23 protein-coding genes are annotated in these 24,504 nt (G+C 71.1%); 12 read left to right on the forward strand and 11 right to left on the reverse strand.

Annotated elements, in window-relative coordinates; translation table 11 throughout:
- Nucleotides 1-86: 86 nt before the first annotated feature.
- On the reverse strand, nucleotides 87-1,280 hold the full coding sequence (locus J5X75_RS08065; RefSeq protein WP_238487520.1) for a right-handed parallel beta-helix repeat-containing protein: 1,194 nt from the start codon (nucleotides 1,278-1,280) through the stop codon (nucleotides 87-89).
- Between the two features lie 283 nt (nucleotides 1,281-1,563).
- Here J5X75_RS08065 and J5X75_RS08070 point away from each other — a divergent pair, with 283 nt between their 5' ends.
- From J5X75_RS08070 to J5X75_RS08085, 4 genes are read left to right on the forward strand one after another with little or no spacing between them, the layout of a single operon-like run.
- Entirely contained in the window at nucleotides 1,564-3,114 is a 1,551-nt protein-coding gene (locus J5X75_RS08070) for a pectate lyase family protein (RefSeq protein ID WP_208466679.1), read from the forward strand.
- The gene (locus J5X75_RS08075) at nucleotides 3,114-4,034 is read left to right on the forward strand and encodes a pectate lyase family protein (RefSeq protein WP_208466680.1); all 921 of its coding nucleotides are present in this window, start codon (nucleotides 3,114-3,116) and stop codon (nucleotides 4,032-4,034) included. The genes J5X75_RS08070 and J5X75_RS08075 overlap by 1 nt, the downstream gene beginning before the upstream one ends.
- Complete coding sequence (locus J5X75_RS08080; RefSeq protein ID WP_208466681.1) at nucleotides 4,034-4,954, forward strand: pectate lyase family protein; 921 nt, start codon at nucleotides 4,034-4,036, stop codon at nucleotides 4,952-4,954. The genes J5X75_RS08075 and J5X75_RS08080 overlap by 1 nt, the downstream gene beginning before the upstream one ends.
- Before the next feature lie 9 nt (nucleotides 4,955-4,963).
- Entirely contained in the window at nucleotides 4,964-5,494 is a 531-nt protein-coding gene (locus J5X75_RS08085) for a hypothetical protein (protein WP_208466682.1), read from the forward strand.
- Nucleotides 5,495-5,501: 7 nt separating this feature from the next.
- On the opposite strand, the gene J5X75_RS08090 is transcribed toward J5X75_RS08085, so the two are convergent.
- A complete protein-coding gene (locus tag J5X75_RS08090) occupies nucleotides 5,502-6,158 on the reverse strand; it encodes a class I SAM-dependent DNA methyltransferase (RefSeq protein WP_307797979.1) in 657 nt (218 codons plus the stop codon).
- A gap of 210 nt (nucleotides 6,159-6,368) precedes the next feature.
- Here J5X75_RS08090 and J5X75_RS08095 point away from each other — a divergent pair, with 210 nt between their 5' ends.
- Nucleotides 6,369-8,024 carry a HEAT repeat domain-containing protein gene (locus J5X75_RS08095; protein ID WP_208466683.1) on the forward strand — a complete coding sequence of 552 codons (1,656 nt, stop codon included), beginning with the start codon at nucleotides 6,369-6,371 and terminating at the stop codon, nucleotides 8,022-8,024.
- A gap of 16 nt (nucleotides 8,025-8,040) precedes the next feature.
- On the opposite strand, the gene J5X75_RS08100 is transcribed toward J5X75_RS08095, so the two are convergent.
- Together J5X75_RS08100 and J5X75_RS45895 are read right to left on the reverse strand one after the other, a co-directional pair.
- On the reverse strand, nucleotides 8,041-9,693 hold the full coding sequence (locus J5X75_RS08100; RefSeq protein WP_208466684.1) for a tetratricopeptide repeat protein: 1,653 nt from the start codon (nucleotides 9,691-9,693) through the stop codon (nucleotides 8,041-8,043).
- A gap of 7 nt (nucleotides 9,694-9,700) precedes the next feature.
- A complete protein-coding gene (locus J5X75_RS45895; protein WP_208466685.1) occupies nucleotides 9,701-11,899 on the reverse strand; it encodes a DUF4132 domain-containing protein in 2,199 nt (732 codons plus the stop codon).
- A gap of 355 nt (nucleotides 11,900-12,254) precedes the next feature.
- Here J5X75_RS45895 and J5X75_RS08110 point away from each other — a divergent pair, with 355 nt between their 5' ends.
- From J5X75_RS08110 to J5X75_RS08125, 4 genes are all read left to right on the forward strand, one after another.
- Nucleotides 12,255-13,001 (forward strand): class I SAM-dependent methyltransferase, encoded by a 747-nt coding sequence (locus J5X75_RS08110; RefSeq protein ID WP_208466686.1) that lies wholly within the window; start codon nucleotides 12,255-12,257, stop codon nucleotides 12,999-13,001.
- Between the two features lie 7 nt (nucleotides 13,002-13,008).
- Entirely contained in the window at nucleotides 13,009-13,557 is a 549-nt protein-coding gene (locus J5X75_RS08115; protein ID WP_208466687.1) for a hypothetical protein, read from the forward strand.
- A 146-nt stretch (nucleotides 13,558-13,703) separates the two neighbouring features.
- A complete protein-coding gene (locus tag J5X75_RS08120) occupies nucleotides 13,704-14,147 on the forward strand; it encodes a hypothetical protein (protein WP_208466688.1) in 444 nt (147 codons plus the stop codon).
- 175 nt (nucleotides 14,148-14,322) lie between these two features.
- The gene (locus J5X75_RS08125; protein WP_208466689.1) at nucleotides 14,323-14,718 is read left to right on the forward strand and encodes a DUF6188 family protein; all 396 of its coding nucleotides are present in this window, start codon (nucleotides 14,323-14,325) and stop codon (nucleotides 14,716-14,718) included.
- A 31-nt stretch (nucleotides 14,719-14,749) separates the two neighbouring features.
- Here J5X75_RS08125 and J5X75_RS08130 read toward each other — a convergent pair whose 3' ends face one another.
- The 5 genes from J5X75_RS08130 to J5X75_RS08150 all read right to left on the reverse strand — a co-directional run bounded on the left by J5X75_RS08130 (nucleotide 14,750) and on the right by J5X75_RS08150 (nucleotide 19,234).
- Entirely contained in the window at nucleotides 14,750-15,721 is a 972-nt protein-coding gene (locus J5X75_RS08130) for an NAD-dependent epimerase/dehydratase family protein (protein WP_307797980.1), read from the reverse strand.
- The gene (locus tag J5X75_RS08135; protein ID WP_208466691.1) at nucleotides 15,712-16,182 is read right to left on the reverse strand and encodes a hypothetical protein; all 471 of its coding nucleotides are present in this window, start codon (nucleotides 16,180-16,182) and stop codon (nucleotides 15,712-15,714) included. Before J5X75_RS08135 ends, J5X75_RS08130 begins: the two co-directional genes overlap by 10 nt.
- The gene (locus J5X75_RS08140) at nucleotides 16,169-17,392 is read right to left on the reverse strand and encodes a multidrug effflux MFS transporter (protein WP_208466692.1); all 1,224 of its coding nucleotides are present in this window, start codon (nucleotides 17,390-17,392) and stop codon (nucleotides 16,169-16,171) included. The genes J5X75_RS08135 and J5X75_RS08140 overlap by 14 nt, the downstream gene beginning before the upstream one ends.
- A 195-nt stretch (nucleotides 17,393-17,587) precedes the next feature.
- Complete coding sequence (locus J5X75_RS08145; protein ID WP_208466693.1) at nucleotides 17,588-17,782, reverse strand: hypothetical protein; 195 nt, start codon at nucleotides 17,780-17,782, stop codon at nucleotides 17,588-17,590.
- Between the two features lie 93 nt (nucleotides 17,783-17,875).
- Entirely contained in the window at nucleotides 17,876-19,234 is a 1,359-nt protein-coding gene (locus tag J5X75_RS08150; RefSeq protein WP_208466694.1) for a PQQ-dependent sugar dehydrogenase, read from the reverse strand.
- Nucleotides 19,235-19,429: 195 nt separating this feature from the next.
- Here J5X75_RS08150 and J5X75_RS08155 point away from each other — a divergent pair, with 195 nt between their 5' ends.
- The gene (locus tag J5X75_RS08155) at nucleotides 19,430-19,852 is read left to right on the forward strand and encodes a hypothetical protein (RefSeq protein WP_208466695.1); all 423 of its coding nucleotides are present in this window, start codon (nucleotides 19,430-19,432) and stop codon (nucleotides 19,850-19,852) included.
- Nucleotides 19,853-19,901: 49 nt separating this feature from the next.
- Here J5X75_RS08155 and J5X75_RS08160 read toward each other — a convergent pair whose 3' ends face one another.
- Nucleotides 19,902-20,147: a hypothetical protein gene (locus tag J5X75_RS08160; protein ID WP_208466696.1), complete on the reverse strand. Its 246-nt coding sequence runs from the start codon at nucleotides 20,145-20,147 to the stop codon at nucleotides 19,902-19,904.
- Between the two features lie 105 nt (nucleotides 20,148-20,252).
- Complete coding sequence (locus tag J5X75_RS08165) at nucleotides 20,253-21,437, reverse strand: cytochrome P450 (protein WP_208466697.1); 1,185 nt, start codon at nucleotides 21,435-21,437, stop codon at nucleotides 20,253-20,255.
- 119 nt (nucleotides 21,438-21,556) lie between these two features.
- Between J5X75_RS08165 and J5X75_RS08170 the strand changes: the two genes are divergently transcribed.
- Nucleotides 21,557-23,860, forward strand: a complete 2,304-nt coding sequence (locus tag J5X75_RS08170; RefSeq protein WP_208466698.1) for a hypothetical protein — start codon at nucleotides 21,557-21,559, stop codon at nucleotides 23,858-23,860.
- Between the two features lie 57 nt (nucleotides 23,861-23,917).
- Nucleotides 23,918-24,487 (forward strand): hypothetical protein, encoded by a 570-nt coding sequence (locus J5X75_RS08175; RefSeq protein WP_208466699.1) that lies wholly within the window; start codon nucleotides 23,918-23,920, stop codon nucleotides 24,485-24,487.
- The last annotated feature ends 17 nt before the right edge of the window (nucleotides 24,488-24,504 follow it).

Consider the following 24,504-nt stretch of genomic DNA (forward strand, 5'->3'; position numbering starts at 1 on the left):
CAAGCGGTTTGCGCCACCCGGTAACGCGGTCGGCGGCCCGTACACCCGGCTGATGGCGGCGGCGATGGGCCGCGCCGGAATCTCGCCTAGATCTTGGCGCCGACGGCGGAGCCGTTGGCCGGAACCAGGAAGGTGGACGACGGGATCGAGCCGTCGGCGGCGCGTGCCCCGGTGATCACCGACTGGTCGATGCTGAGCAGGGTCCAGGTGCCGCCGATGTTCCACGAGTTTCCGGAGGCGGTGGACGAACCGAGGGCGACCGCGGTGGCGTTGCCGACGGCCAGGTTGGCGGTCAGTCTCGAGGTGGAGCCACCGTCGACGTCGAAGCCGGTCTTCACGTTCTTCCAGGCGGTGCTGCGGTTGATCACGATGGCGCCGGTGTTGCCGTTGTCGGTGAAACCGTGCGCGGCGTTGCTGAACGCGAACGTGTTGCCGACCGTGTGCGCGGCCGCCGGGCCGGTGCCGCCGCTGCCGCCCAGCTTGAAGCCGTTGCCGTCGCCGGAGAAGTTCGGGATGCTCCAGCGGTTGTAGCCGTTGCCGTACGCCAGGCTGTTCTGGATCGTGACGGGCGAGGTGAAGGCCCACGCGTCGAAACCGTCGTCGACGTTGTTCCAGAGCCGGGCGCCGCGGACCACGTTGCCGGTGCCGGTGCCCTCCTTGATGCCGAGGCCGTCGGCGCTCTCGCCGTTCTTGCGCGGGTCCCGGTTGCCGTAGCTGTCCAGGTTCAGGATCAGGTTGTTGGCCGAGGAGCCCTGCAACTGGAAGCCGGTCTCGTAGTTGCTCCGGGTGACCAGCCGGTCGAACGTGTTGTTGTTGCAGCCGGCGCAGTAGATCCCGTACGGCCCGTTGGCGATTTCCAGGCGCACGAGCTTCCAGTACGACGCCTCCATGTGGATGGTGCCACGCTGCGCGGCGGGGATGGTGGAGCCGACCGCGCCCGGGGTGTAGCCGAGGGCCTCGCCGTCGATGATCACGCGTTCGCTGCCGTACGCGGTGAGGGTGTAGGGCGCGCTCGCCGTACCGCTCTTGGTGATCTGGATGTTGGTGGTCAGCGCGTAGGTGCCGCCGCGGACCGCGACGGTGCCGCCGGCCGGGACCAGACTTATCGCTTTCTGAATGGTGGCGAGCGGCGCGGACAGGGTGCCGGCGTTGCTGTCGCTGCCGTTCACCGCCACGTAGAGCGTGGTGGTGGCGGCCGACGCCGATGGGATTCCGGTGATGATTCCGGCGGTTAGCGCGATGCCCGCGACAGCCGTGGCCAGCACATTCCGGGATTTCATGGGGATCTCCTTTGCGGGAACGCGCCGACGTGGGGGAATGCGCTTTCCCGCCGGGAACCTACAGCAGGGTTCGAGGCGGGTCAATCCGTCATGGTTCGCAGTGGGTGCGACTGCAACATTCCTGCAAACGGAAAGCATTGACTGCCTCGGATGCGCGATTTTAGGGTCGGCCACAAGGTTTCGCGGAGGTTTCACAGCCGCGGACGGCGCATTCCCCGATGTGGCCGTCCACATCCCCTTGACGCTGTTTCCGCCACCCGTCCCCGTTCCCCCGGGAGTAGCCATGCGCAAGATCGGATGGCTCGTGGGCGGTGCCGCGGTCACCGTGCTCGCCAGCGCGGTGATCGGCGGCCCCGCCCGGGCCGACGCCCTGTTCACCGATGATTTCGACGACGGCAGCGCCGACGGCTGGAGCCGTAACGGCGGCGCCTGGTCGATCGTCACCGACGGCACACCCGCCTACCAGCAGACCAGCGCCGGCACCAACGCCCGCGCGCTGGCCGGAACCACCACCTGGACCGACTACTCGGTGCGGGCACGGGTCAAACAGGTCGGCGCCGGCACCTCCGCCGGGGTGGCCGCCCGCGCCCAGTCCACCAGCCAGTACTACACCCTCGTGATCGCCGGCGGCGCGGCCCAGTTGCAGCGCGTGTCCGGCGGAACGGCCACCACCCTCGCCACCGCGGTCGTCGGCGGCGGCGCCGGGACATGGCGGACCCTGGCGCTCGACGTGCGGGGCAGCGCCCTCACCGGCTACGTCGACGGGGCCGCCGTGGTCCGGGCCGCCGACACCACGTTCACGCGTGGCAGGATCGGGCTCGTCACCTCGTACGCCGCCGCGGTCTTCGATGATGTCGCGGTCGACACCGCCGCGCCGGGCCCCGGCCCGTCGCCCACCTCGCCGTCACCGACCACCCCGCCGCCGCCCGGCGGATGCGCCGTCACCGGCGCGGCGACCGGCTTCGCGGCCGGCACCACCGGCGGCGCCGGCGGACCGACCGTCCAGGTCGACACCGCCGCCGAGTTGCTCTCCTCGATCGCCACGCCCGGCCCGCTCACCATCTGCGTCGTCGGCACGATCACGCTGCCCGCCGGCATGTACGACGTGACCAGCGACAAGTCGATCGTCGGCGTCGGCGCCACCGCGGGCATCACCGGTGGCGGATTCAACATCGGACTCCCGGTTTCGGACGTCACCTCGCCGCCCGCCGACGCGGTGCACAACGTGATTGTCCAGAACTTGACGTTCCGCAATGCCAGTGACGACTCGATCAACGTACAGATGTACTCGCATCACGTATGGATCGACCACAACGACCTGGCACAGGGCTACGACGGGCTGATCGACATCAAGCGCGGGTCGTCCCTGGTGACGGTGTCGTGGAACCACACCCACCACCACACCAAGAACATGCTGCTCGGCCACGACGACGCCAACGGCGCGCAGGACACTGGGCGGCTCAAGGTCACCTACCACCACAACTGGTTCGACGCGACACCACAGCGCAACCCGCGGGTCCGCTTCGGTGAGCCGGTGCACGTTTACAACAACTACTACTTCTACAACACCGACACCGGCGTGGCCTGCCAGAACACCGCCGGATGCCTGGTCGAGGGCAACTACTTCGAGGACGTCGAGGAGCCGGTCACCAACACGTACGCCGGGCCGTCCGGCCGCTGCGTGGCCCGCAACAACGTCTTCGTGGGGGAGTCCGGCACACCCGACTGCAGCGGCACCGTGCAGGAGCCGTCCGGCTACTACGGCTACACCCTGGACGACCCGAACCAGGTGAAGGCCATCGTCACCGCCGGCGCGGGTGTCGGGAGGCTCTGATGCACACGATTCTCGCCACGCTGCTGGCCTGGCCCGCCGTGTTGCTCGCGCCCACCGCCGCCGCCGACGGTTTCGCCGCCGGCACCACCGGAGGCGTGGCCGGGCCGACCGTCACCGTCACGACCGCCGCGCAACTGGCGCAGTACGCCGGGGCGAACACCCCGTACACGATCATGGTTTCCGGGCGGATCACGGCGAGCGGCATGATCACAGTGGTCGCGAACAAGAGCATCCTCGGCGTCGGATCCACCGCCGAGATCACCGGCGGCGGCCTGCAACTGGGCACCACCACCCGGCCCGGGAACAACGTGATCATCCGCAACATCCGGTTCAGCAACGCCTCGGACGACTCGGTCAGTGTCACGAACAAGGCGCACCACGTGTGGATCGACCACAACGAGTTCCTGCCGGGCTACGACGGATCGCTCGACATCAAGCGGCAGTCCACCAACGTGACCGTCTCCTGGAACCGGTTCCTCGGCACCGACAAGACGATGCTGCTGGGGCACTCCGACACGTACACCGCCGACGTCGGATATCTGCGGGCCACCTATCACCACAACTACTTCGAGGGCTCCAACCAGCGGCATCCGCGGGTGCGCTTCGGCGAGCCGGTGCACGTCTACAACAACTACTACAAGAACATCGGGCTGTACGGCATCGCGTCCACCGAGAACGCCGGTGTGGTGGCGGAGGGCAACTATTTCGAGAACGTGCCCTACCCGTGTCACTCCACCGGTGGGTACGCCGAAAGCGCCCCCGGCCGGCTGGTGCAGCGAGGCAACGCGTTCGTGAACTCCGGAGGCTGCGAGGCGGGCGGGTCCGTCACCGAACCGTCGGCGTTCTACTCGTACACGCTGGATCCGGCGTCGTCGGTGCCGTCGCTGGTCACCGCCGGCGCCGGAGTGGGGAGGCTGTGATGCACGGGATCCTGTCCGCGCTGCTGCTCTCGTCGAGCCTGTTCGTGGCGGCGCCCGCCTCGGCCGCCGACGGTTTCGCCACCGGGACCACCGGCGGGGTGGGCGGGGCCACCGTCACCGTCGACACCACCGACGAGCTGCTCGACGCCATCGACACGGTGGGCCCGCTGATCATCCAGGTGTCCGGCACGATCGCCATCACCAGCAAACAGGGGGTACGCCCGAACAAGACGATCGTCGGCCTCGGCACGAACGCGACGATCACCGGCGGCGGGTTCGACATGTACCGGTCGTACAACGTCATCATTCGCAACATGACATTCGTCGACGCCGAGGATGACGCGATCAATGTTGGTCAACAGTCACATCACGTATGGATCGACCACAACACGTTCATCCGCCCGGTCGACGGGTCGATCGACATCGTGCGCGGCGCCGACTACGTCACCGTGTCGTGGAACCACTTCGCCGGCACCGACAAGAGCATGCTGATCGGCCACTCCGACGGGGCGTCCGGCACCGACGTCGGCCATCTGAGGGTCACCATCCACCACAACTGGTTCGACGGGTCGCGACAGCGGCATCCGCGGGTGCGCTTCGGTGAGCCGGTGCACGTCTACAACAACTACTTCAACGGCAACGAGCTGTACGGGGTGGCGTCCACGATGAACGCCGGCGTGGTCGTGGAGGCCAACAGTTTCAACGCGGTGCCGTACCCGTGCTACTCCACCGGCGGTTACGCCGACAGCGGTCCGGGCCGCCTGGTCCAGCGGGCCAACGTGTTCACCGCCTCCGGCGCGTGCCAGGCCGGCGGGACGGTGGTGGAGCCGGGCAGCTACTACCCGTACACCCTGGATCCGGCCTCGGCGGTGCCGTCCCTGGTGCAGGCCGGAGCGGGAGCCGGCAAGATCGTTCCCTAGGATCGAGCCATGTCGCTCTACTGGGATCCGACCACCGCCCTGACGCCGGAGGACCAGACCGGCTGGTACGGGCGGTGGCCGGATCTTCACTGGGCCAACGTCCCCGGGCCGGTCTGGACCGGCGATACCGACAAATGCTGGACCGGGCGGCTGCACGCCCCCGCCAACATCCTCTACGGCGGCGAATACTTCACCGAGTTCGTCTACCGCCAGCCACGGACGCCAGCCGAGATGACGGCGGTCGTCACGGCCGCGTCCGAGGACCCTCTCGGCGGGTACGGATTCGACGGCGACGACCGATGGACACCCGAGACCGTACGCGGGTGGTGGCGCGACCGGGGCCGTGTCACCACCCACGTGGCGGAGTTGATCCGGGGCTGGGATGCGAGCGACTGCCACCTGGATCGCGAGGCGGCCGGGGGTGCCCGGGAGTTCCAGGACTACCTGACCGGCTCGCTCGCCCGGGACCTGCGGGTCTACCTGTTCTGGCTGCTGGAGAGGCGATCACCGCTGCCCGGCGAGCACCTACCCGACCTGTGACGGCCGGTCAGGCGGGCGCCTGGAACAGGACCGAGGACTGGCCGTCGCGTTCGTCGGGGCGCGGCTGCCGCACCATGCGCGCCACCTCCCGCAGGCCGGCCGCCTCCGCGCGGGCCGCGACCTCGCCGGCCGTGTAGTTGTAGCGCTCCAGGTCGACGTCGTAGCCCATGCCACGGTAGATCTCGCCGACGTCGCGGCTGCCCCGGCCGTGCTGGAAGCCGACGAGCAGGTGCCCGCCCGGCCGCAGCACCCGCGCCGCCTCGGCGAAGATCCGGTCCTGGCCGGACGGCGGCGTGTGGATGATCGAATACCACAGCACGACGCCCGGGAAGGCGTCGTCCGGAAACGGCAGATCGGTCAGCGACGCCACCGAGAAGGTCAGCTCGGGACTCTCCTTGCGGGCCCGGGCGATCATGCCGGGGGAGAGGTCGACCCCCTCGGCCAGAAGGCCGCGGCCGGTCAGATACCGGCTCAGCCGGCCCGGGCCGCACCCCGCGTCGAGAATCCGCGGGTCACCGCCGGCGATCACCGCGGCGGCGAAGGCGTCGACCATCGCCAGATCGAGCGGATGCTCGGCGCTGGTGTCCGGAAAATAGTCGGCGTACGCGTCCGCGACCGTGTTGTAGGCCTGCTCCACACCGCGATAGTCCACTGGGTCCGTCACGCCGGGCATCATCGCACCGTCGGGGCCCGACTTGCCTGCCGGATCGGTTTCGGCGAAGATCGCTTTCATGACCAGCGGAAAGGGCGCCGCGCGCCCCGTCGAGTGAACGTCCCGGCTCCGGCAGACGGCTGGAGATGGCTGGAAGCGGGCCTCCGAACCGGCGACGTCCTGAATCCCGGTGACGACGCGCGGGAACACGTCGTCTACTTCGTGCGGGCCGACCGTGACGGGCTGATGACGCACCGCCTGCTGACGTTCGTGGCCGAGGGCCGGGCACGAATACGTCGTGTCGCCCTGGAACTGCTGGATCAGCTCTGCTTCCCGCCCTCCGATTGGCCCCTGGTGGCCGATGCCGCCGAACGGGCCCTCGACGACGTGGACCCCTCGGTTCGGCTCGCTGCGGCGAGGCTTCTGGTGAAGGCCGCCGAACCCGCTCGTGCCATGTCGGCCTTCAACGATTCGGCAGATCCGATCGTCCGGACCGCCCTGATGGAGGTGATGCCCTGGCAGCGGATCCGGCGACATCGAGCAATCCTGGAGCGTCTGCGGACGGATCCGGTAGCGGCCATCCGGTTTCTGGCCAACATCGCGCTGCTCGGCCGCGACGAGTCACCGGTGCGGGACGCCGCGATCCGAGCCGACCTCGAAGCCTCGATCGCGGCCCTGAACACGCCGGGCTCCGCCGGGCAGCGGTGGGCGTGGGCGCTGGCGGGCGTCGACCGGGAGGAGGACTGTTGTCTTTTCGCGGAACGGTTGACGGATTCGGCCGGGAGCGAGAGCGTCAGGCTCGAAGGCGTCCGGATGGCGGCGGCGGCGATGTGTGAGTGGCGCGCCGCGCCCGCCCGGGTGACGCCGATGCTGATCCGCATCCTGCAGGAGGAACCTTCCGGCGTACGGGCGGCGGCACTGGACGCGCTGGCCGCCTCGGTAACCGCGTCCCGGCTGGCGGCGGACGAACTCGCGGCGCTGGCGGACGACCCGCACCTGGGCGCGACGGCCGCCACCGCCCTGGGCAGCGCCGGCGACCACCGTGCGATGCCTCATCTGGTTCGGCTGCTGCTCGCCGACAGTGATCAGCCCCGCCTGACCGAGGCATTCCGGGTCCTCGCCAGGGCGGGCGCCGATCCGGAGGCGCCGGTCACCGCCGCCCGGCGGATTCTCGCCACGCATCCGCACCACTCGGAACCGGAGCGAGCGATGCGGGTGCTGGCCGCGTTCGGCCCAGGGGCGGCCGCCGCGGTCCCGGAACTGATCGTCCGGCTCCAGCAGGCGGTGAACGACACCCCGGACTGGGCCATGTGTGTCCTGGGCCGGATCGGCCCGGCAGCCGCCGCGGCGATCCCGTACCTGCGCGAGTATCCGATACAGGCCGCCACACACGCCCTCCTCGAGATCACCTTGGACCGGGCACCGGCCGATCGGAGTCTCGCCAACTGTCCGGAGCGGCTTCTTCGCCACGGCCGCTTCGCGATGGATCTGCTGAACTGGCTCGCCGGGAACGGTGGGCTCACAGCCCGCCAGCACCGGCAGCTGCGAAGCCTGTTCGAGACACCCGGATCCACCCGGGTGGCAACGGCCGGCGCGCTATGGCTCCACGAAGGCCCGGCAGCGGCCGAAGAGCTGCTGGAGGTACTGCCGGAGTACCTGTCCGACGACCGGTACGCGCTCGCGGCGCTGAGGGTGCTGACCGCCATGGGACCGCATGCGGGCCCGATCCTCGACCGGCTGGACCGATTCGTGGCCGCACGGCAGCGGACGCGCTTCCATAGCGGCGCCCGCGATGCCGCTGCCATGCGGATGGACGAGGCGTTGGTGACCGAGGCGATGGCCCTCCGGCAGCGACTCGGGAGGATCACCACTTGCTGAGGCCCGGGCCACCCGGTCAGGACCGGGCCTCCATGCCGTTCGCGACGGTCAGGAGGCGGTCGGCCAGGGCGGGATCGGCGGCCCGCACCGCGGTGAGGTCGGTCCGGGTGTCGAGCTGTTGTGTCCACAGGACCGCCCGGCCCACCTCCAGCAGGCGCAGCGCACGTTCGGGGTCGCCGGCCGCGCAGGCGCAGGCCGCCGCATTGTCGGTCAGCTGCCGCCCGCTGAGCAGCAGCGACTCGCGGCTGGCCCGGTTCAGGCCGCGCCAGGCGAGCCGGGGCAACAGGTCGACGGCGGCCGCGAACCCGTCGGCGGCGTCCGCCCAGTCGGCCATCGCCGCGGCGCTGCGGCCCCAGTTGTGGGCCGCCTTCACCCGTTCCGCGACCGGGGCGGACCAGACCGCGACACCCTCGTACGCCGTGTCCCGCGCCCGCCGGCCGTCCGGTTCCCGATGGGACAGAGCGTGGCGCGATTGCAGGGCGGCGCTGAGATTCGACAGGTACATGACGCGGTCGGCGTGGCCGTCCGGGGTGCCGTCGACGGCCGCCTCGAACAGGCGCACCGCCTCGTCGAGATCCTCGGCCGCGCCGGTGGCGTCGAACCGGTGACCCAGCGCGAGGCCGAGGTTGGAGTCGTACCCGGGAAGTTCCGGATCGTCCGGCGGCAGCAACGTGATCGCCTCCCGCAGCGCCTCGATCGCCTCGGTGAGATCCGGCAGCCGCCGGTGTGCCTCGAAACGGATCTGGAGGACCACGCCGAGGTTGCTGAGCAGCTCGGCCCGGCCCAGCAGGGTCGTGTCCGCGCCGCCGGGGAACGCGGTCGCGGCCCGGCAGGCGTCGACCGCCGCGTCCAAATCCGCCGGGTTCCGTAAGCGGTCGTACCGGCCCCGCAACGCGACTCCGAGCGCCGACAGGGTGGTGGGACGTACCGGGTGGCGGCGCCGCAACGCGGCGAGCGACCGCCGGAGCACCTCGATCGCCTCGTTCGCGTCGTCCAGTTCGCCGAGGTGGCCGAACCGGATCGTCAGCAGGTTGCCCAGCGCGGACAGGACGACGCCGCGGACCAGGCGCCGGCGGCGCCGGGGCAGCCGCTCCAGCACGTCACGTTTCAGGTCGATCGCCTCGTTGAGGAACCGGATGTCGCCACTGCGCTCGAACCGTTCACGCAGCCGGCCGGCGAGCAGGTCATGAGTGGCGAAGTCCGGCATTCGCGCCAGCCGGTCGCGCAGCAGTGGGAGCTCGAAATCGATCCGTTCGAGTTCGGGGGTCTCGCCGATGCCGTCGACCCGGGCCGCAGCGCCGTCCCAGCGGTCGCGGGGGATCTCGTCGATGTCGCGGCGCGCCCGCTCCGGCACGATCTGGTCGCCCTGCCGGTGCAGCAGCAGCTCGGAGAAGTGGTCGAGAGCGGCCGCGTGGTCGTCGGTCAGCGACGGGTCGGCCAGATGGCGGCACCAGTGCAGCCATCCGGACAGGGCCAGCAGCTCCCACTCGGCGGGCCCACCGCCGCCCTCCCAGAGGGCGGCGTAGACGCCGGCCAGCCACAGCCGCCGGACCTCCCCGACCGCTTCCGAGGTCAGCACGGCCGCGGTGTCCCCGGACCGGCGATAGGCGCCGATCCGGGCCGCGATCGTCCCGGCCAGAGCGAGGGCCTGCTCGGACGCGGTCGGCATGGGCGGGTCAACCTCTCAGGGCATACAACTCCACCAGGGCCTCGGACAGGGCGACCGGATCACAGTCACCGAACGGGATCCGCCGTGCGGCCCCGAAGTGATCCGATGGCGCTTCGTCGACCCAGATCTCGGTGATCCGGTGCTCACTAACCGGATCGTACGACGAGGTCGACACCGGCTTGTCCAACTCGGCCAGCAGGGTCAGCCCGCCGGGCAGTTCGGTCCACAGCCGGGTGTACGGCGTGTACGAGGTGCCGTGCCCCTCACCGTGCCAGCGGCCGTTGACCGGCTCGTCGAACCGGTCGTTGCGCACCGGCCCGAACCCGGGCAGGCTGGTCGCCGCGCGCTCGGCCGCGGTGAGCACCACCGCAGGCCGGTTCACCTGCGGGAACGGCTGCATGATCTCGTAGTCGGCGAAAACCCGTGCCCACGCCGTCAGATCGTCACCGAGTTCCGCCGGGTGCACGATGCGCACCCGGGCGTCGCCGTCGAGGGTCACCGTGTCGTCGTCGAGGTCGGCGAGAGTGCCGTCCTCGGCGACCCGCACGGCCCGGATCAGCCGGTCGCCGGCGTCGTACTCGCCCCACAGCAGCCGGCGCGCGATCGGGCCGAGGATCGGGTGCGGCAGCAGGAAGCCGGGCAGATCGCGGGCCGGCCGCGCGTAGCGGGCGAACATGTCGCGTTCCAGGCGGACGAGCTGAACCGCCGCGGCCGCCCGCAGATCCTTCTTGAACTGCAGGAACCACGGGTACGCCTCGGGTTTGGTGTCCCGGACGCCGGGCTTGGGCGGCCGGGCCAGCAGTTTCCCGGTCGGCCCCTGCACGAAGGCGGTCAGGTGCTCGTCGGTGACCACCGGGAACGAGCGCGGCCCGTAGTCCAGCGTGATCCCGGCATCCAGGCCGAGCGTCGGCGCCAGCCGGTCGGCGACCTGCGCCACGGTCATGCCGCGGCCGGCGGCCACCTGGGCGAGATACACGCGGAGCCGGTCGTTGCGGGACCCCCGCGACATGCGCTGTTCGATCGCCAGCAGATGCCGCATCGCCGCGTCCGAACCGATCGCGCACAGCACCGCGTACCCCTCGATGGCCCGCTGGTGGCGGCTGTCCTGCGGCCAGGCGCGCACCTTGGGCGCCAGGTAGTCGACCGTGGCGTCGTCGCCGAGGTGCGCCTGCGCGACCACCACCCACGCCTCCGACGGCGGCAGGCCACCGGAGATCCACGCCTCCATCAGCGCCCGCCCGAATTCCGCCAGACTCGGCCGGTCACACCCGGCGATCAGCTTCTCCACCTCAGGATCGGGTGGCGCCACCATCGGCTGCGCGGCCTCCCACGACTCGACCACCATGGGCCGGCCGAAGGGCCCCTCCGGATCGCCGGGCGCCGGCTCCGGCGGATCCGCCAGCCGCGACGAGGTCAGCGCCAGAATCAGGCGGCCGGTGTCCTCGACCGACATGATCCCGCCGTCGGCGAGTGAAATCTTCGGCAGATCGCCGAGATTCAGCCACGACGGAACCTTCGCCCTCCGTGCGGCTCGCGCCGGCGTCGAAAACAGCGGGGGTACGGGAGTGAGCACACCGTCGTCCGGCCCCACCAGGGCGATGACCGCGGCGTGCACGCTCGCCCCGTACCCCTCGGCGGTGGTGATCAGCATCGGACCGTGACCGATCGACGCCAGATAGCGCACCGCGTCCTCGGCGTTGCGCCGGCCCGCGCCGGCCCGCCCGATCGTGGCCGGAACCAGCGCCCGCGCCGCGGTTTCGACATGGCGCTCCAGCCACAGCCGCGCCCACAACCGGGCCGATCCGAGGTGGCGCAGCCATCCCGCCACGAGACGCGCCGGCTCCGGACCGCGGAACGGCAGCATCAGCACGCCCATCTGGTCGGCGGAGTGGGCCGTTCCCGCCACGGCGAGCGGCAGCGCGTCCACCCCCAGCCGGGCCACCGCGACCCGGCTCAGGTCGATCCGTTGCGGCACCCGGTAACGCAGCTCGTCGGTCTTGCCGAGCAGCTTGCGCGCGGTCGCCTCCGGGCCCTCGGCGAGCAGCCACGACACCTGCCGGGCCGGCAGATCGGTGAAGTCTCCGGCGGCGTCCACCGCGTCGGCCCAGCCGGGCTGCTCGGGCCCGTGGCCCAGCGCCGCGATCCGCGACAGCCAGCGCTCCCGCTCGCCGTCCTCCCACGCCATGACCGTCGCTTCGTCCGTCACCGGCACACCCCCGTGCTCCTACACATGTCTGTAGCCGGAGACCGTATCCGAGCGCCGCTCAGGCCGCGGCGGCGGAGGAGCGGGCGTGATGCCGGCCGGTCGGCGGCATCAGCGTCCGGGTGCCGTTCGGGTTGCGGCGGTGGGGGAGGAGCGGGCGTGGTGTCGGCCGGTCGGCGATATCAGGGGTCTGGGTGTCGCTCGGGTTGCGGGGGCGGTGGCGGGGAGTGGGTGTGGTGTCGGCCGGTTGGCGGGATCAGCGTCCGGGTGCCGCTCGGGACGCGGCGGCGGAGGAACAACGGCTGGCGGGAGTCTGTTCATGGCGATCTTCCTGGCCGCAGGCCGATACCGTCTCGATATGGAGATGTCTCGATCATTCGGTGCGGCGGCGACCGCGTACGCCCTGCACCGCCCCGACTACGCGCGGGCCGCCGTCGAGTGGGCCCTCTCACCCGCGCCGGGCCGGCGGGTGCTCGACCTCGGCGCCGGGACCGGAAAGCTCGCCGCGGTCCTGGCCGCGATGGGCGCCGAGGTCACCGCGGTCGAACCCGATCCCGCCATGCTGGCCGAGCTGCGGCGTACGCTGCCGGATCTCCGGGCGCTGCCGGGCAGCGCCGAGGCGATCCCGCTGCCGGACGGATCCGCCGACGCGGTGCTGGCCGGAAACGCCCTGCACTGGTTCGACATGGACACCGCCGGGCCGGAGATCACCCGGGTCCTCGCGCCGGGCGGTGTCCTCGCCGGACTGTGGAACGTCGTCGACGACCGGGTCGACTGGGTCGCCGGTCTGGCGAGAATCAGCGGCAGCGCCGCCATCGGGCCACGGGACACTCCGGACAGCTGGCGTGCCGAGGCCGCGCGCCTGCGGTTGCCCGGTTTCGGTGTGCCCGAGCAGGCCGCGTTCCCGCACGGGCAGCGCCGCACGGCCGACTCGCTGGTCGCGACGCTGGCCACCCGGGCCGGGATGCTCGTCATGCCGCCGGGGGAGCGGGAGGCCTCACTCGACCGGATCCGGGCCTATCTGGCGAGCCGCCCGGAGACCGCGGACGGCGAGTTCACCCTTCCGATGCTGACCTGTGTGCTCCGCAGTTCCCCGGTGACATGATCATCGGATGTCGAATCTGACCGACTACTTCGCGGCGCCCACCGACGGGGTGGCGGCCACCGCCGCGGAGTACACCGAGGGCCGGCCGGGGCTGCTCGATCTCACGCCGCAGGACGTGGCGGCCGGTAAAGCGCTGTACAGGCAGAATCCCGTGCTGGGAGCGATGCCCCGGGTACGGACCGCGGCCTCCGGGACACTCGTGGTGCAGAGCAAGAATGTCGAGCCCGCTCTTTCGATGGCCCAGCTCGAGGAGATTCTGACCGGCCGAATGCGGCGCGTCATCAAGGACGACCCCCGGTGGGCCGCACTGATCGGTCCGGCCCGGCCCGAGGACGTCGCCGGCGCCGGGGTCGTCTCCCTCACCGACTCGCTCCGCGACGCTCTGGCCGGACTGGACGCCCCGGCGATCCGGGAGGCGGCCCGGCGGTGGGGCGAGGCCGAGGAGTTCGCGGATGCGGACACCAGTGGTCTCGCGCCGTTTCTCACGGCGCTCGCCGATCTCGCCGCCCGCGCGCTGACCGGCGGCGAGCACCTCTACTGCCGGGTCGTTTTCTGACCGGCCCGGTAGGGAGGCCGACAACTGGCACTGAATCGCCGGGTGACGTTCTATGTAGACGTCGTGGGCCGTGGTGAATACCGGTTCGGGCCGGGGTTGTTGATCATCTACCCTCGGAGGGATTTCGGAGCAACGAGAGCGGAACGATGCGTAAGCAATTGACGACAGTGGCGGCGCTCCTGGCGGTGTGTGTGCTGGCCGGGTGCACGGGCGGCAGCGGGACGCCGAAGTCCTCGAAGACGACGAAGCCGGGCTCGAAGACGACCACCCGGACCACCGTGAAGACGACCACGAAGGCGAGCCCCAGCCCGGTCGTGACGGCCAGCGGTCCGAGCCGGTTCGTCATCGTGGTCAAGCAGGAGCTACCGGAGATCGCCAAGGACCGCACCGACCAGGACATTCAGGCGATCTCGGACACCGCGTGCGCGGCGCTCGCCGCCGGTGATCCCGCGGACGAGATCGTCGCGGTGACCCGCTCGCTGGGCACCCTCGACGCCGAGGCGACCGACCAGGCCACCGCCCGCGAGCTGATCAAGCTGGCGATCGACAGCGACTGCCTGAACCAGGCACCCCGCGTCGACGAGTTCTGATCAACTCCCGAAGAAGCCGCCGTGACGGAGACGGCCCGCACCGCCGAGCGCCGCCCCCGGCGGACGTCGAGCGGCGAGTGACTTCGCGAGCACCACGGGTCCTTCTTCCCTCCGAGCTGCCCTGATCCGGGCGGCTTAAGGTTCTCTTATGGAAGTCCCGGCTACGGTCGGCGCCATGGCGGTCATGACATCCCTGAACCTGGCGGCGCTGACCGGGCAGCGGCTCACCGGCGTGCTGCTCGGGACGGTCGTCTCCCTGCGGTTCACCGGAGGCGTGAAGGTGCTGTTCGAGGGTGCCGCCCACCTCGACGGGCACGGCCGGCACACCGGCTTCCGGCCCGGCGACGACGCGGCCGAAGCCCTCGTGATGCTGCTCGGTGACGTGGTCCGGGATGCGGACACCGGTGACCGCGGAGAGCTGCGGATCGGTTTCAGCAGTGGGGCGCGGCTGGTGGTCGACGCCGACGTGGACGCCGAGTCGTGGGCGGTCGCCGAGGCCGGCGGCCGGCTGATCGTCTGCCTGGCCAACGGGGAACTGGCCGTCTGGGATCAGGCCGGCGTCACTCCCTGATCCCGCTTGGGTGCAGGCCGGCGTTGTGGGTTCAGGCCGGAACCAGGCCCTGTTCCCGCAGCCAGCGGCCGGTGCGGGCCATGCCCTCGCTGAGATCCACCCGCGGCTGGTAGCCGAGCAGTCGGCGGGCCTTGTCGATCGAGTACGTACCGGTCCGGGCGAAGTACCGCATCGACGTCGCGTTCACCTCGGTCGGCCCGGTGGCCAACCGGATGGCGGCCCCCATCAGTCCGGCCACGGCCACCGCCACCGGTGTGGGCGCCACGATCGGGCCGCGCTTGCCGAGCATCCGGTAGTAGTGGCCGAAGAACTCCCGGCACGGCACCCCGGCGCCACCGGTCAGCGTGAACACCTGACCGGCGGCCTCCGGTTTGCCGGCGGCCAGCAGCACCCCGTCGACCAGGTCGTCGATGTAGACCGGGCTGAAGACGCCGTTGCCGCCGGCCGGCAGCAGGAACCGGTTCTTGCGGATCAGCTCGACCGGCAGAATCGTCCACGGCCGGGAGCCGGGCCCGTAGACGTCGCCGGGCCGCACGACGGTCACCGCGATCCGGCCCTCGGCGTGCGCCTGCAACACCACCTGCTCGCCGGCGATCTTCGTGTCCACGTACGGGTTGCCGTCCGTCCGGACCGGATGGTCCTCGCTCACGCCGTCGGGGAAGCCCAGGTCGGAGAAGGCCCGGATGGACGAGAACTGCACGAACCGGGTCGCGCCGGCGCGGACCGCCGCGTCCAGGACGTGCCGCGTTCCGGCCACGTTGACCCGCCACTGCTCGTCCATGCCGACCGCGTTCGAGACCACGGCCGCCGTGTGGACGACCAGATCGGCCCCGGCGACGGCGTCCTGCCAGTCGCCCTCGTCGCCGACGTCCCCGGCGATCACACCGGTGGCCTCGTCGGCATGCAGGTCCACGCCGGTGACCGTGTCGCCGCGGGCCCGCAGCCGGGCGGCCAATGCGCGCGCGATGAACCCGTTGGCGCCGGTGATGAAGACTACGGACACCCGATCTCCCGGACGGTCGTCACGATCCCCGTGTTCCGCGACCACTCGGTGTGGAAGCGCACGCATATCGTGAACGACTCCGAGTCGGTCGGCTGCCCCAGCGCGCTGCCCTGGCCGGTCTGGACGACCCGGACGTCGATCTCGCCGGCGGTCTCCCCGTCGTCCGGGACGCCGCGGGCGACCTCCTGCCGCAGTACCGTGCCGCCCGCCCCGAAGTGGCTGGTGACCCGGCTGATCAGGGCCTCGCCCAGCTTGCCCGGGGCGGGATTCTCCACCTCGAGCCCTCGGATGATCTCCTGGCCCTCGGCCTTCAGCAGCTGGTCGTGGGCGTCCTTCTCGGCGGACTCGGCGTAGAGCAGCGCGTTTCTCAGCAGGTTGCCGCCCAGCAGGCAGCCGCCGATGAGGGTGAGCGCGCCGACGGCCCAGAGCCAGGAATTGCGGCGTTTCTCAGCTATGGGCATGGATCGTTTCTAGCGCATCGGTGCGACGGTCCCTCGACACCACCAGCATCAGCAGGAAGGCGGCCGCGAAGAAGCCGCTCATGGCGATCGCCATCGGCGTCAACGTGTCGTGGCCGAACACCCCGGTCAGTGGCGTGACCAGGGCGGCGGTGAGGAAGGTGAGGCCGCCCTGCAACGCCGAGGCGGTGCCGGCCGCCCGGCGCCCGGCCTCCTGCGCCAGCGCGGTGGTCGCCGGGATCGAGAAGCCCATACCGGCGACCACCGTGCACAGCAGCGCCCACGGTACGGCCAGCGGCACCGTCTCCGGGCCGATGACCGCCACCACCGGCAATCCGGCCGCGCCGAGCGTCGACACGGTGATGCCGACCGCCCGCAGCCGGACCGCGCCGGCCCGCACCACCAGGGCCCGGAACATCAGGCTGAACGCGGCCATCCCGGCGGCGTTCGACGCGAAGATGATCGTGTACTGGGTGGGGCTCAGGTCGTACACCGAGCGCAGCACGAACGACGACCCGCCGATGTAGGTGAAGAAGCCGGCCCCGGCCAGGCACTGCAACGCCACGTGCCGCATGAAACCCCCGTCGCGGGCCAGGTCGGCCATCCGTACGCCCAGCGCCCGCAGTCCGGCCGGATGCCGGCGCTCCGGCGGCAGCGTCTCGGTCACGCCCAGCGCCACCGCCAGAGCCATCAACCCGCCGAGTACGGTCAGGGCCGCGAACACGGTCCGCCAGGTGCCGTGCGCCAGGATCGCGCCACCGATCGCCGGCGCGATCACCGGCCCGAAGAAGGTGACCGACGAGATCGCGCCGAACGTGGCGGCCGCCCGGTCCCCGCGGTAGGTGTCGGTGACCACGGCCCGGCCCAGCGCCACCCCACCGCCGGCGACGAAGCCCTGCAACAGGCGGGCCGCCACCAGCACCCCGCCGGTCGGGCTCAGCCCACACACCGCCGACAGCGCCGCGAACAGCACCGCGCAGCCGAGCAGCAACCGCCGCCGGCCGAACGAGTCGCTCAGCGGCCCGATCAGGAGCTGCCCCGCCGCCAGGCCGACGATGAACGCGGTCAACGTCAGCTGTGCCACCGTCGCACTGGTCTCCAGCGTGCTCTGCAGCTCAGGCAGCGCCGCGATGTACGTGTCGGTGGCGAACGGGCCGACTCCCATGACCAGGATCAGCGCGACCAGTGCGGGCCGCCGGGGCGGGGTGGACAAGGCGGTTCCCTCCTGACCGGTGGCACAGCACCACCGGACGGGGTGAAGTCTGCCCAATCGGGCGCCGGTGCGCTGTGATCGGCCGTACGTTCTGGACGGAAACTGTGTGGCCGGTAGGAATAGCGTGTGCACTTCCGTCGATCGTTGACAGGCGTGTTCCGCATTCATACCGTTCTTGCGGTAACCGGGGTCGATTCACGGGGGGTTCGAATGTCCACGATAGTGCGGCACGCCATCGCCTTCCTCGGCGTACATCTGACCGGTTTCGATGGACCGGCGCTGAGCAGCTCGGATGTCCGAAAGCCGGACGACCGCGGATATGATTTCGATTTTGATTTCGAGGACGGCGACGACGACCGCGAGTTCGAGTGCGACGAATTCGGTCTTCATTTCCCGCGTCCCTGACGGATGCCGCTGTGGCGGTGCTGTGAATCAGCCGGGAATTGTATGTGGGTCCCGCTGAGCGCGTGCCTGATGCGGCGGTCAGGGGGCGGCGACCCGGTAGACGGCGCCCGCGTGGTCGTCGCTGACGTAAAGGGCGCCGTCCGGGCCCTGGACCGCCATCACCGGGCGGCCCCACCGGGAGCCGTCCTCGTTCTGGAAACCGGTGAGCAGCGTCTGCTGCGGGCCCAGCGTCCCGTTGCGCCAGGCGAAGAACGACACCTCCGGCGGGCGGGGCGGGTTCCGGTTCCACGAGCCGTGGATGCCGGCCAGCGCACCCGGACCGTAGGCGCCGGCCAGCCCCGGTGAGGTGGCGAAACTCAGGCCTAGCGGGGCCGAGTGCGCGCCCATGCCCTGTTCCACCGGCGCCAGTTTCGAGCAGTCCAGCTTCGCGCCGTCCGGGTTGGTCTGGAAGTCCCGCACGAACGGCCGGCCGGTGTAACTGAGCGCCGAGTCCGGGTCGCCGGGGGAGACGTCGGGTTCCGAGTTGCAGTACGGCCAGCCCAGCTCCCGGCCCTGCGTCAGGCGGGCCAGCTGCTCCATCGGGTGGTCGTTGACATACGACTGCATCACCTCGCCCTGGTCCGGGTCGCCGTCACCGTTGTAGTCCCGGTCGTACGGGAACTCGATGTTGTCCCGATGATTGACCGCCGTCCACACCGCCCCGTCCGGGTCGACGGCCAGCCCGGTCCCGTTGCGGACGCCCCGCGCGAACACGGTCGGCGTTCCGCCGGCGGCCGGCGCTTTCAGGACGGTCGCCCGCTCCGGGGTGGCGTCGCGGTCCTCGGCCGAGATGTTGCCGGTCGACCCGACCGAGATGTAGATGGTCCCGTCCTTGCCGACGGCGACGCTCTTCAGCGCGTGCGAATAGGCTCCGCGCAGCTCCGGGCTCTTGTCGTCGGGCAGCCCGCCGACCACCACCCGCTCCTCCGAGACAACCCCGTTCCGGTACGTGTACGCGTTGACCTGGTCGCTTTCGGCCACATAGAGCGTGTCGCCGGAGAACGCCAGCCCGTGCGGCTGATTCAGCCCGCTGAGCAGCGTCTCTTGTCGTGGCGTCGGGCCGCCCGGCACGAGCGCGACGACGTCGCCGAACTCGGGCCGCGACACCAGCAGCCGCCGGTCCGGTGTCCAGGCGAGCAGCCGTGCGCTGGGGATCCGCGCCCACACGCTGACCGTCCAGCCGGGCGGCGCCTGCACTGTCCGTTTCTCGTCGAACGGTGCCGTTCCGGCCCCGTCGAGGACCCGCACGTCGGTGGCCGTCAGCTCCGGCACCCGCGCCACGGCCGACGACGGCGGCGGCACGGTCGGCCGGGTGGCCGCGACCGGCTCCTCCGCCGAACAGCCGGCCAGAGCGGCCATCAGACCCAAACCCACGACACCCCGCGTGATCGTCCTCATCGGCCCAGCCTATCGACGGTTGCGATCCGGGTTGCCGGCGACGAGACGTGCTGCTCGAGCTGCGCTCAGCCCGGGTGGCACCCGGGCTGAGCGCGCGACTCGCGGCCGGCCGCCGCGATCGTGACCGTTTTCCGGTACGACCGTGACGGATCGTATGCTACGAAGCGTAACCATCATGATCATCGGGGCTGGAAAATGAGTGACCTGCTCAAGACGCACATCGAGAACGTGCTCGAAGCCAACTACGCCATCGTCTCCAAGACCCTGCAGCGTGTCGAGGAACTCGAGGCGCAGGGGCGGCGCGTCATCATCGGCGGCCAGATCGGCGAGGACGCCTGGGACATCATCGACTGGCGCACCAACGAGATCCTCGCCGCCGGCACCGACGGTCTGAGTGGCTACGCGGCCGCCGGCAACGACCTCGACCCGCAGGGCACGTGGATCCACCTCGACCAGATCCTCGAGGACGAGGAGCTCACCTACGTCGAGACGCCCGGTCTCCCGGAGGGTCTGGCCGCCACGATCGAGGACTGGGCCCTGACCGGCGACCCCGAGGAGATCGCCGGCTTCATCGGCTGGCCCCTGGAGAAGGTCGAGGAGTACCAGGCCGAGGCGTGACGGTTTCGCGAATCGGCCACCGTGGTGCGAACCTGGACCGATGCGTCTCCTAGTCCTCGGCGCCGCGTGCCTCGTTCTGCTGCTGGCGCTGCTGGTCCTGGCTCTCGGCATCGCCTCGGCCCTGGGCCTGATCGAGTTGCGGTTCGGCGCCCCGTCCTGACGCCTGCCGGGTGAGCAGTTCCGCGTCGCCCTCCCGCCCGGCCAGGCGGCCCGTCTCGCGCGACTGCTCGCCGGTCATGCCGGGCGCCAGCCGCAGCGCCTCGTGGACGCCGTCGCCGCGTCCGTGATCCAGCATGCGCAGGAACCAGCGGACCGCCTGGACCGGATCGCGTCACACCCAGGCCGCCGGCGGCACCATCTTCCGGGAGATCTCGCCGCCCGGGACCCGGGGTGGACCGGTTCATCCGGTGGTGATCGGGAGGGTGGCGTAGCCGCGCAGCACCAGGCGGTCACGGTGTTCCGGGACACCGGCCAGCGCCAGGCCGGGGAGGGTGGCCAGAAGCAGGGGGAACGCCACCTGCGCCTCCAGGCGGGCCAGCGGGGCGCCCAGACAGTAGTGGGCGCCGCCGCCGAACGAGACCGGCTGGACGTTGGGCCGGTCGGGGTCGAACCGGTGCGGATCGGGATAGCGCGCCGGGTCGCGGTTGGCGGAGCCGAGCAGCAGTGTCAGCGCCGAGCCGGCCGGCAGCTTCCGGCCGTCCAGTTCCACCGCCGCCGAGGTGAACCGGGACGCCAACTGCACCGGCGAGTCGTACCGGAGCATCTCCTCGACGAACGCCGGCGCGAGGCCCGGATCGGAGCGCAACCGGCTGGCCAGATCGGGATGGTCCAACAGGATCCGCAGCCCGGTGCCCAGCAGGTTGGTGGTGGTCTCGAAGCCGGCGACCAGCAGCAGCACCAGGTTGGCCAGCAGCTCGCTCCCGGTCAGGCCGGATCCGGCGGCGGCGAGCGCGCTGGTCAGATCCTCCCGCGGATGGCGCTGCCGTTCGGCGATCAGGCCGATGAAGTAGTTCTCCAGTTCGCGCGCGGCGGCGTCGGCGGCCCGCATCTCCTCCTCGGTGCTGATCGGCTCCAGCACCACCGTCAGGTCGGCGGCCTGGCGCCGGAACCACGGCATGTCGGTGTCCGGAACACCGAGCAACGCGCAGATCACGCCGATCGGCAGAGGGTAGGCGAACGCCGTCATGAAGTCCGTCTCGTCCGGCATCGCCTCGATCAGCTCCCCGGCCTGACGGGTGATCACGTCCCGCATCGCGGCGACCCGGCGGGCGGTGAACGTGGACGCGGCCGCCCGGCGCACCCGGGTGTGGTCCGGCGGATTGTTCTGCAACATGGACTGCACGATCGCGGCGACGCCCCGGTTCTCCTGCCAGTCCGGCCAGAACTCGTCGTAATCGCCGGCGTCGGACACCCGCATGCCGGGATCCCGCAGGATCCGGCTGGTCAGCTCGTGGGTGGTGACGAACCAGCGATCGTCGATCGCCTGAAAGATCGGCGCGTGGCCGCGGAGCACGTCATAGGCGGGATACGGATCCTGCCGTCCCTCGGCGGAGAAGAGTGAGGTCATCGCGCTCTGGAAATCCATGCCGCCCATCATGGTGCGGGCGCGCCAGAGCGTCGACGGCGCGGCGGCGAACCATGTCGCGGTACGCCGCGCTGCGCAGCGGACTACCCGGAGCGGTGCCCGGCCGCCAGGATGGCGGGATGACGGATTCGCCGCGCCTCATCGAGCGCCTTCGCCGGCGGATCCGTGCCTATGTCGACGACGGCGACCGGCTGGGTCTGTTCGAGCCACGGGTGAACGCCGATCTGGCCGAACTGCACGCGATCTGCATGAGTAACGCCGAGGCGGTGCCGGTGGAGGTCGTGGAGACGCTGGGCTGGCTGCACTGGACGCGCTGGCAGGCGATGCCCGATCAGCGGGATTTCGACATCGCGCGTGCCCTGTTCACCGAAATTCGCGACACGTTCCCCGAGCTGATCCCGCCCGAGTTTCGAAACCCGGACCGGGCGCGCTGGCCGTACGCCGGCGCCCGCATCCTCGACGACCTCGCTCCCGACGCCGACCCGGCCCACCTCGGCACCGCGATCGAACTGCTGGAGCAGGGTCTCGCCGCCGTCCCTGCCGACGACCCGCATCGTGGCGTGCATCTGATGAACCTGGCGAACGGGTACGTCATGCGGTTCGACCGGGCCGGCGTTCCCGGCGACCTCGACCTGGCGGTCGGGGCGGCCATGGCGGCGTTGCGCACCGGCAGCTTCGCCGACGTCGGGGCCGACGCGTTCCGGGGAACTCTCGCATTCGCCATCGGCCGCCGCTACGAGCTGTACCGGCGCGACGACGATCTGGACAAACTCATCGACGTGAGCCGGGCCCGGTGGCAGACCGCCGCACCCGGCGATCCGGCCCGGTTCCACCGGGCGGCAACCCTGTGCGAGGCCCTGTACAACAGGTATCACGCGGCCCGGCGGCCGTCCGATCTGGATGAGGCGATCGCCGTGCGGCGCGCCGAGATCACCCGTGACCCGGCAAGCTTCGGTGCGGCGACCGCGGCGTTTCTCGCCGCGGCGACGACCGAACCGGATCGCCGGGACCGCGCCCTGTTCCTGTCGCGTCTCGGCACCGCGCTGACCTATCGATACACCGTCGGCGGTGTCGACGCCGACCTGGCCGACGCGATCGTCGTCCTCCGCGCCTCCGTCGAGACGGCGATTGAACGCCCGGACGGGCTCCGCGGCCTCGCGATCACGCTGCGCATGCGGTTCCTGACCGAGGGGGATCCCGCCGACCTGGACGAATCGGTCCGGTTGGCGCGGCGGGCGGGTGCCGGTCTCGGGCCCGGCGATCCGGGGTACGGGACCGGGCTGGCGGTGCTGAGCCAGTCCCTGCGGCACCGGTTCGAACACACCGGCCGCCTCGCTGATCTCGACGAGGCGGTGGCCATCGGGCGGACCGCGATCGGAAATCTGCCGGACGACGAGCCGGAGCGGGTGCTCTGCGCCGTGAACCTGCTCAGCGCTCTACGGTCCCGTGCCATCCAGCGAGGCGAACTCACCGACCTGCACGAGGCGGTCGAGATCGGCCGCACCACGCTGTCCCCGCTGCCGGACGGGCATCCGCACCGGCCGTTGTGCCTGTCGAACCTCGCGCTCGCACTGCTGGACCGGTTCGACGCCGTCGCCGATCGGGCCGACATCGACGAAGCCGTCCGGTACGGCCGCGCCGCCGCCGAAACGGTCAACCCGACCGACCCCGACCGCCAGGCCTACTTCTTCGGCCTCGCCCGCATCCTGCGGACCCGGCACCAGGACACCGAGCAGCCCGCCGATCTGCACGACGCCGTCGCGGCCGCCCGAACCGCCGTGGCCCTGGCCGGAACGGACCTGCCCACCCGTCTGTACGCGCTCGGTGAGCTGAGTCTGGTCCTTTACGAACGGTGGCGCGCGACCGGCGTCGAGGCGGATCTGGACGAGGCGGCCGGTTTCGCCAGGCTCGCCATCGATGCCTGTCCGCCCGGCAACCCCAACCGGGCCGGCTACCTCTACCTCCTCGGCCGGGTGCTCCAGGCCCGGGAACAGGTGGACAGTGCCGTCGATGTGTGGCGAGACTCCGTCGAGACCGCTTCCGGGCCGCCACGCAACCGCATCGCGGCGGCCCGCGCCTGGGGCGCCGCGGCGGCGGGCCGGCAGCACTGGCCGTCCGCCCGGTCCGGCTACGCCGCGGCGGTGTCGCTCATCCCGCTCCAGACATGGCGCGGCATCAACCGGGCCAGCCAGGAGCGCATGCTCGCCGACTGGGCCGGGCTGGGCGCCGACGCGGCGGCGTGCGCCGTGCACACCGGGCCGCCCGGCGAGGCAGCCCAGCTGCTGGAGATGGGCCGGGGCGTGCTGTGGGGGCAGCTGCTGGAGACACGTGCGGCACTGACCGATTCGCTCCGAGAACAGGCCCCTGACCTGGTCGAACGGCTGGACACCGTCCGCGCCGCCCTGGACCGGCCGCTCCAGTAGGGCAGCCGCCAGTCATGATCATGGCGGGAACCCGAGGGCGTCGGGCATGATCTACCGGTGTCCGCCGAGAAGAACTCCTCCACGAGGCCGGCCCGTGCCGACACCTGCGTGCTGCCGTTGAACCGGCGGCGGCGCCTGCAGCGAGGCCTCTTCCGGTTCGGTGTCGCCCTCACCGTTCCCGGCGTGATCGTGCTGGTCGTGCTGGCGATTACCGGCGCCGGGCAGCTCGTGTACCTGCTCGCGCCGGGTTTCCTGGCCGTGCTGACCGTGCCGTTCGGCATCGCCTGGATCGCCCGCCCGAACCGGCTGCCGAAGGCGGATCCGGTGCTCGACCGGACCGGCATCAGGCTCAGCGCGGACGGCCGGACGCTGCGCCGGGACGTCGTGCTCCCCTGGGACCGGGTGAAGACCCTGACGATCGTTTTCCGTACCCTCACCGTGGACCCGGTGGCATGGCCGGATCTCGGCGGCGACGACGAGGCCGAACGCGGACGCTGGGCGAAGCGGGAACGGAAGCGTCAGAGCCGGCCCGCCCTTCAATACGGCCTGGCCAAGGGACTCCCGTCCAGGGAACAGCTGCGTGACGTGGTGGCCGATCTGAGCGGCGGACGGGTCGGCCTGCACTGAGACCCACACCTTGGGCT

It is taken from the genome of Actinoplanes flavus (assembly GCF_017592555.1).
Taxonomy (GTDB): domain Bacteria; phylum Actinomycetota; class Actinomycetes; order Mycobacteriales; family Micromonosporaceae; genus Actinoplanes; species Actinoplanes flavus.

Excerpts from the sequence above, each read along its gene's own strand:
- J5X75_RS08125 (WP_208466689.1), top strand. The coding sequence starts at position 14,323 with ATGGCGGTCATGACATCCCTGAACCTGGCGGCGCTGACCGGGCAGCGG.
- J5X75_RS08075 (WP_208466680.1), top strand. The coding sequence starts at position 3,114 with ATGCACACGATTCTCGCCACGCTGCTGGCCTGGCCCGCCGTGTTGCTC.
- J5X75_RS08135 (WP_208466691.1), bottom strand. The coding sequence starts at position 16,182 with ATGCCCATAGCTGAGAAACGCCGCAATTCCTGGCTCTGGGCCGTCGGC.
- J5X75_RS08110 (WP_208466686.1), top strand. The coding sequence starts at position 12,255 with ATGGAGATGTCTCGATCATTCGGTGCGGCGGCGACCGCGTACGCCCTG.
- J5X75_RS08080 (WP_208466681.1), top strand. The coding sequence starts at position 4,034 with ATGCACGGGATCCTGTCCGCGCTGCTGCTCTCGTCGAGCCTGTTCGTG.
- J5X75_RS08165 (WP_208466697.1), bottom strand. The coding sequence starts at position 21,437 with ATGGATTTCCAGAGCGCGATGACCTCACTCTTCTCCGCCGAGGGACGG.
- J5X75_RS08070 (WP_208466679.1), top strand. The coding sequence starts at position 1,564 with ATGCGCAAGATCGGATGGCTCGTGGGCGGTGCCGCGGTCACCGTGCTC.
- J5X75_RS08170 (WP_208466698.1), top strand. The coding sequence starts at position 21,557 with ATGACGGATTCGCCGCGCCTCATCGAGCGCCTTCGCCGGCGGATCCGT.
- J5X75_RS08100 (WP_208466684.1), bottom strand. The coding sequence starts at position 9,693 with ATGCCGACCGCGTCCGAGCAGGCCCTCGCTCTGGCCGGGACGATCGCG.
- J5X75_RS08115 (WP_208466687.1), top strand. The coding sequence starts at position 13,009 with ATGTCGAATCTGACCGACTACTTCGCGGCGCCCACCGACGGGGTGGCG.
- J5X75_RS08120 (WP_208466688.1), top strand. The coding sequence starts at position 13,704 with ATGCGTAAGCAATTGACGACAGTGGCGGCGCTCCTGGCGGTGTGTGTG.
- J5X75_RS08145 (WP_208466693.1), bottom strand. The coding sequence starts at position 17,782 with ATGAAGACCGAATTCGTCGCACTCGAACTCGCGGTCGTCGTCGCCGTC.
- J5X75_RS08160 (WP_208466696.1), bottom strand. The coding sequence starts at position 20,147 with ATGCTGGATCACGGACGCGGCGACGGCGTCCACGAGGCGCTGCGGCTG.
- J5X75_RS08155 (WP_208466695.1), top strand. The coding sequence starts at position 19,430 with ATGAGTGACCTGCTCAAGACGCACATCGAGAACGTGCTCGAAGCCAAC.
- J5X75_RS08085 (WP_208466682.1), top strand. The coding sequence starts at position 4,964 with ATGTCGCTCTACTGGGATCCGACCACCGCCCTGACGCCGGAGGACCAG.
- J5X75_RS08065 (WP_238487520.1), bottom strand. The coding sequence starts at position 1,280 with ATGAAATCCCGGAATGTGCTGGCCACGGCTGTCGCGGGCATCGCGCTA.
- J5X75_RS08150 (WP_208466694.1), bottom strand. The coding sequence starts at position 19,234 with ATGAGGACGATCACGCGGGGTGTCGTGGGTTTGGGTCTGATGGCCGCT.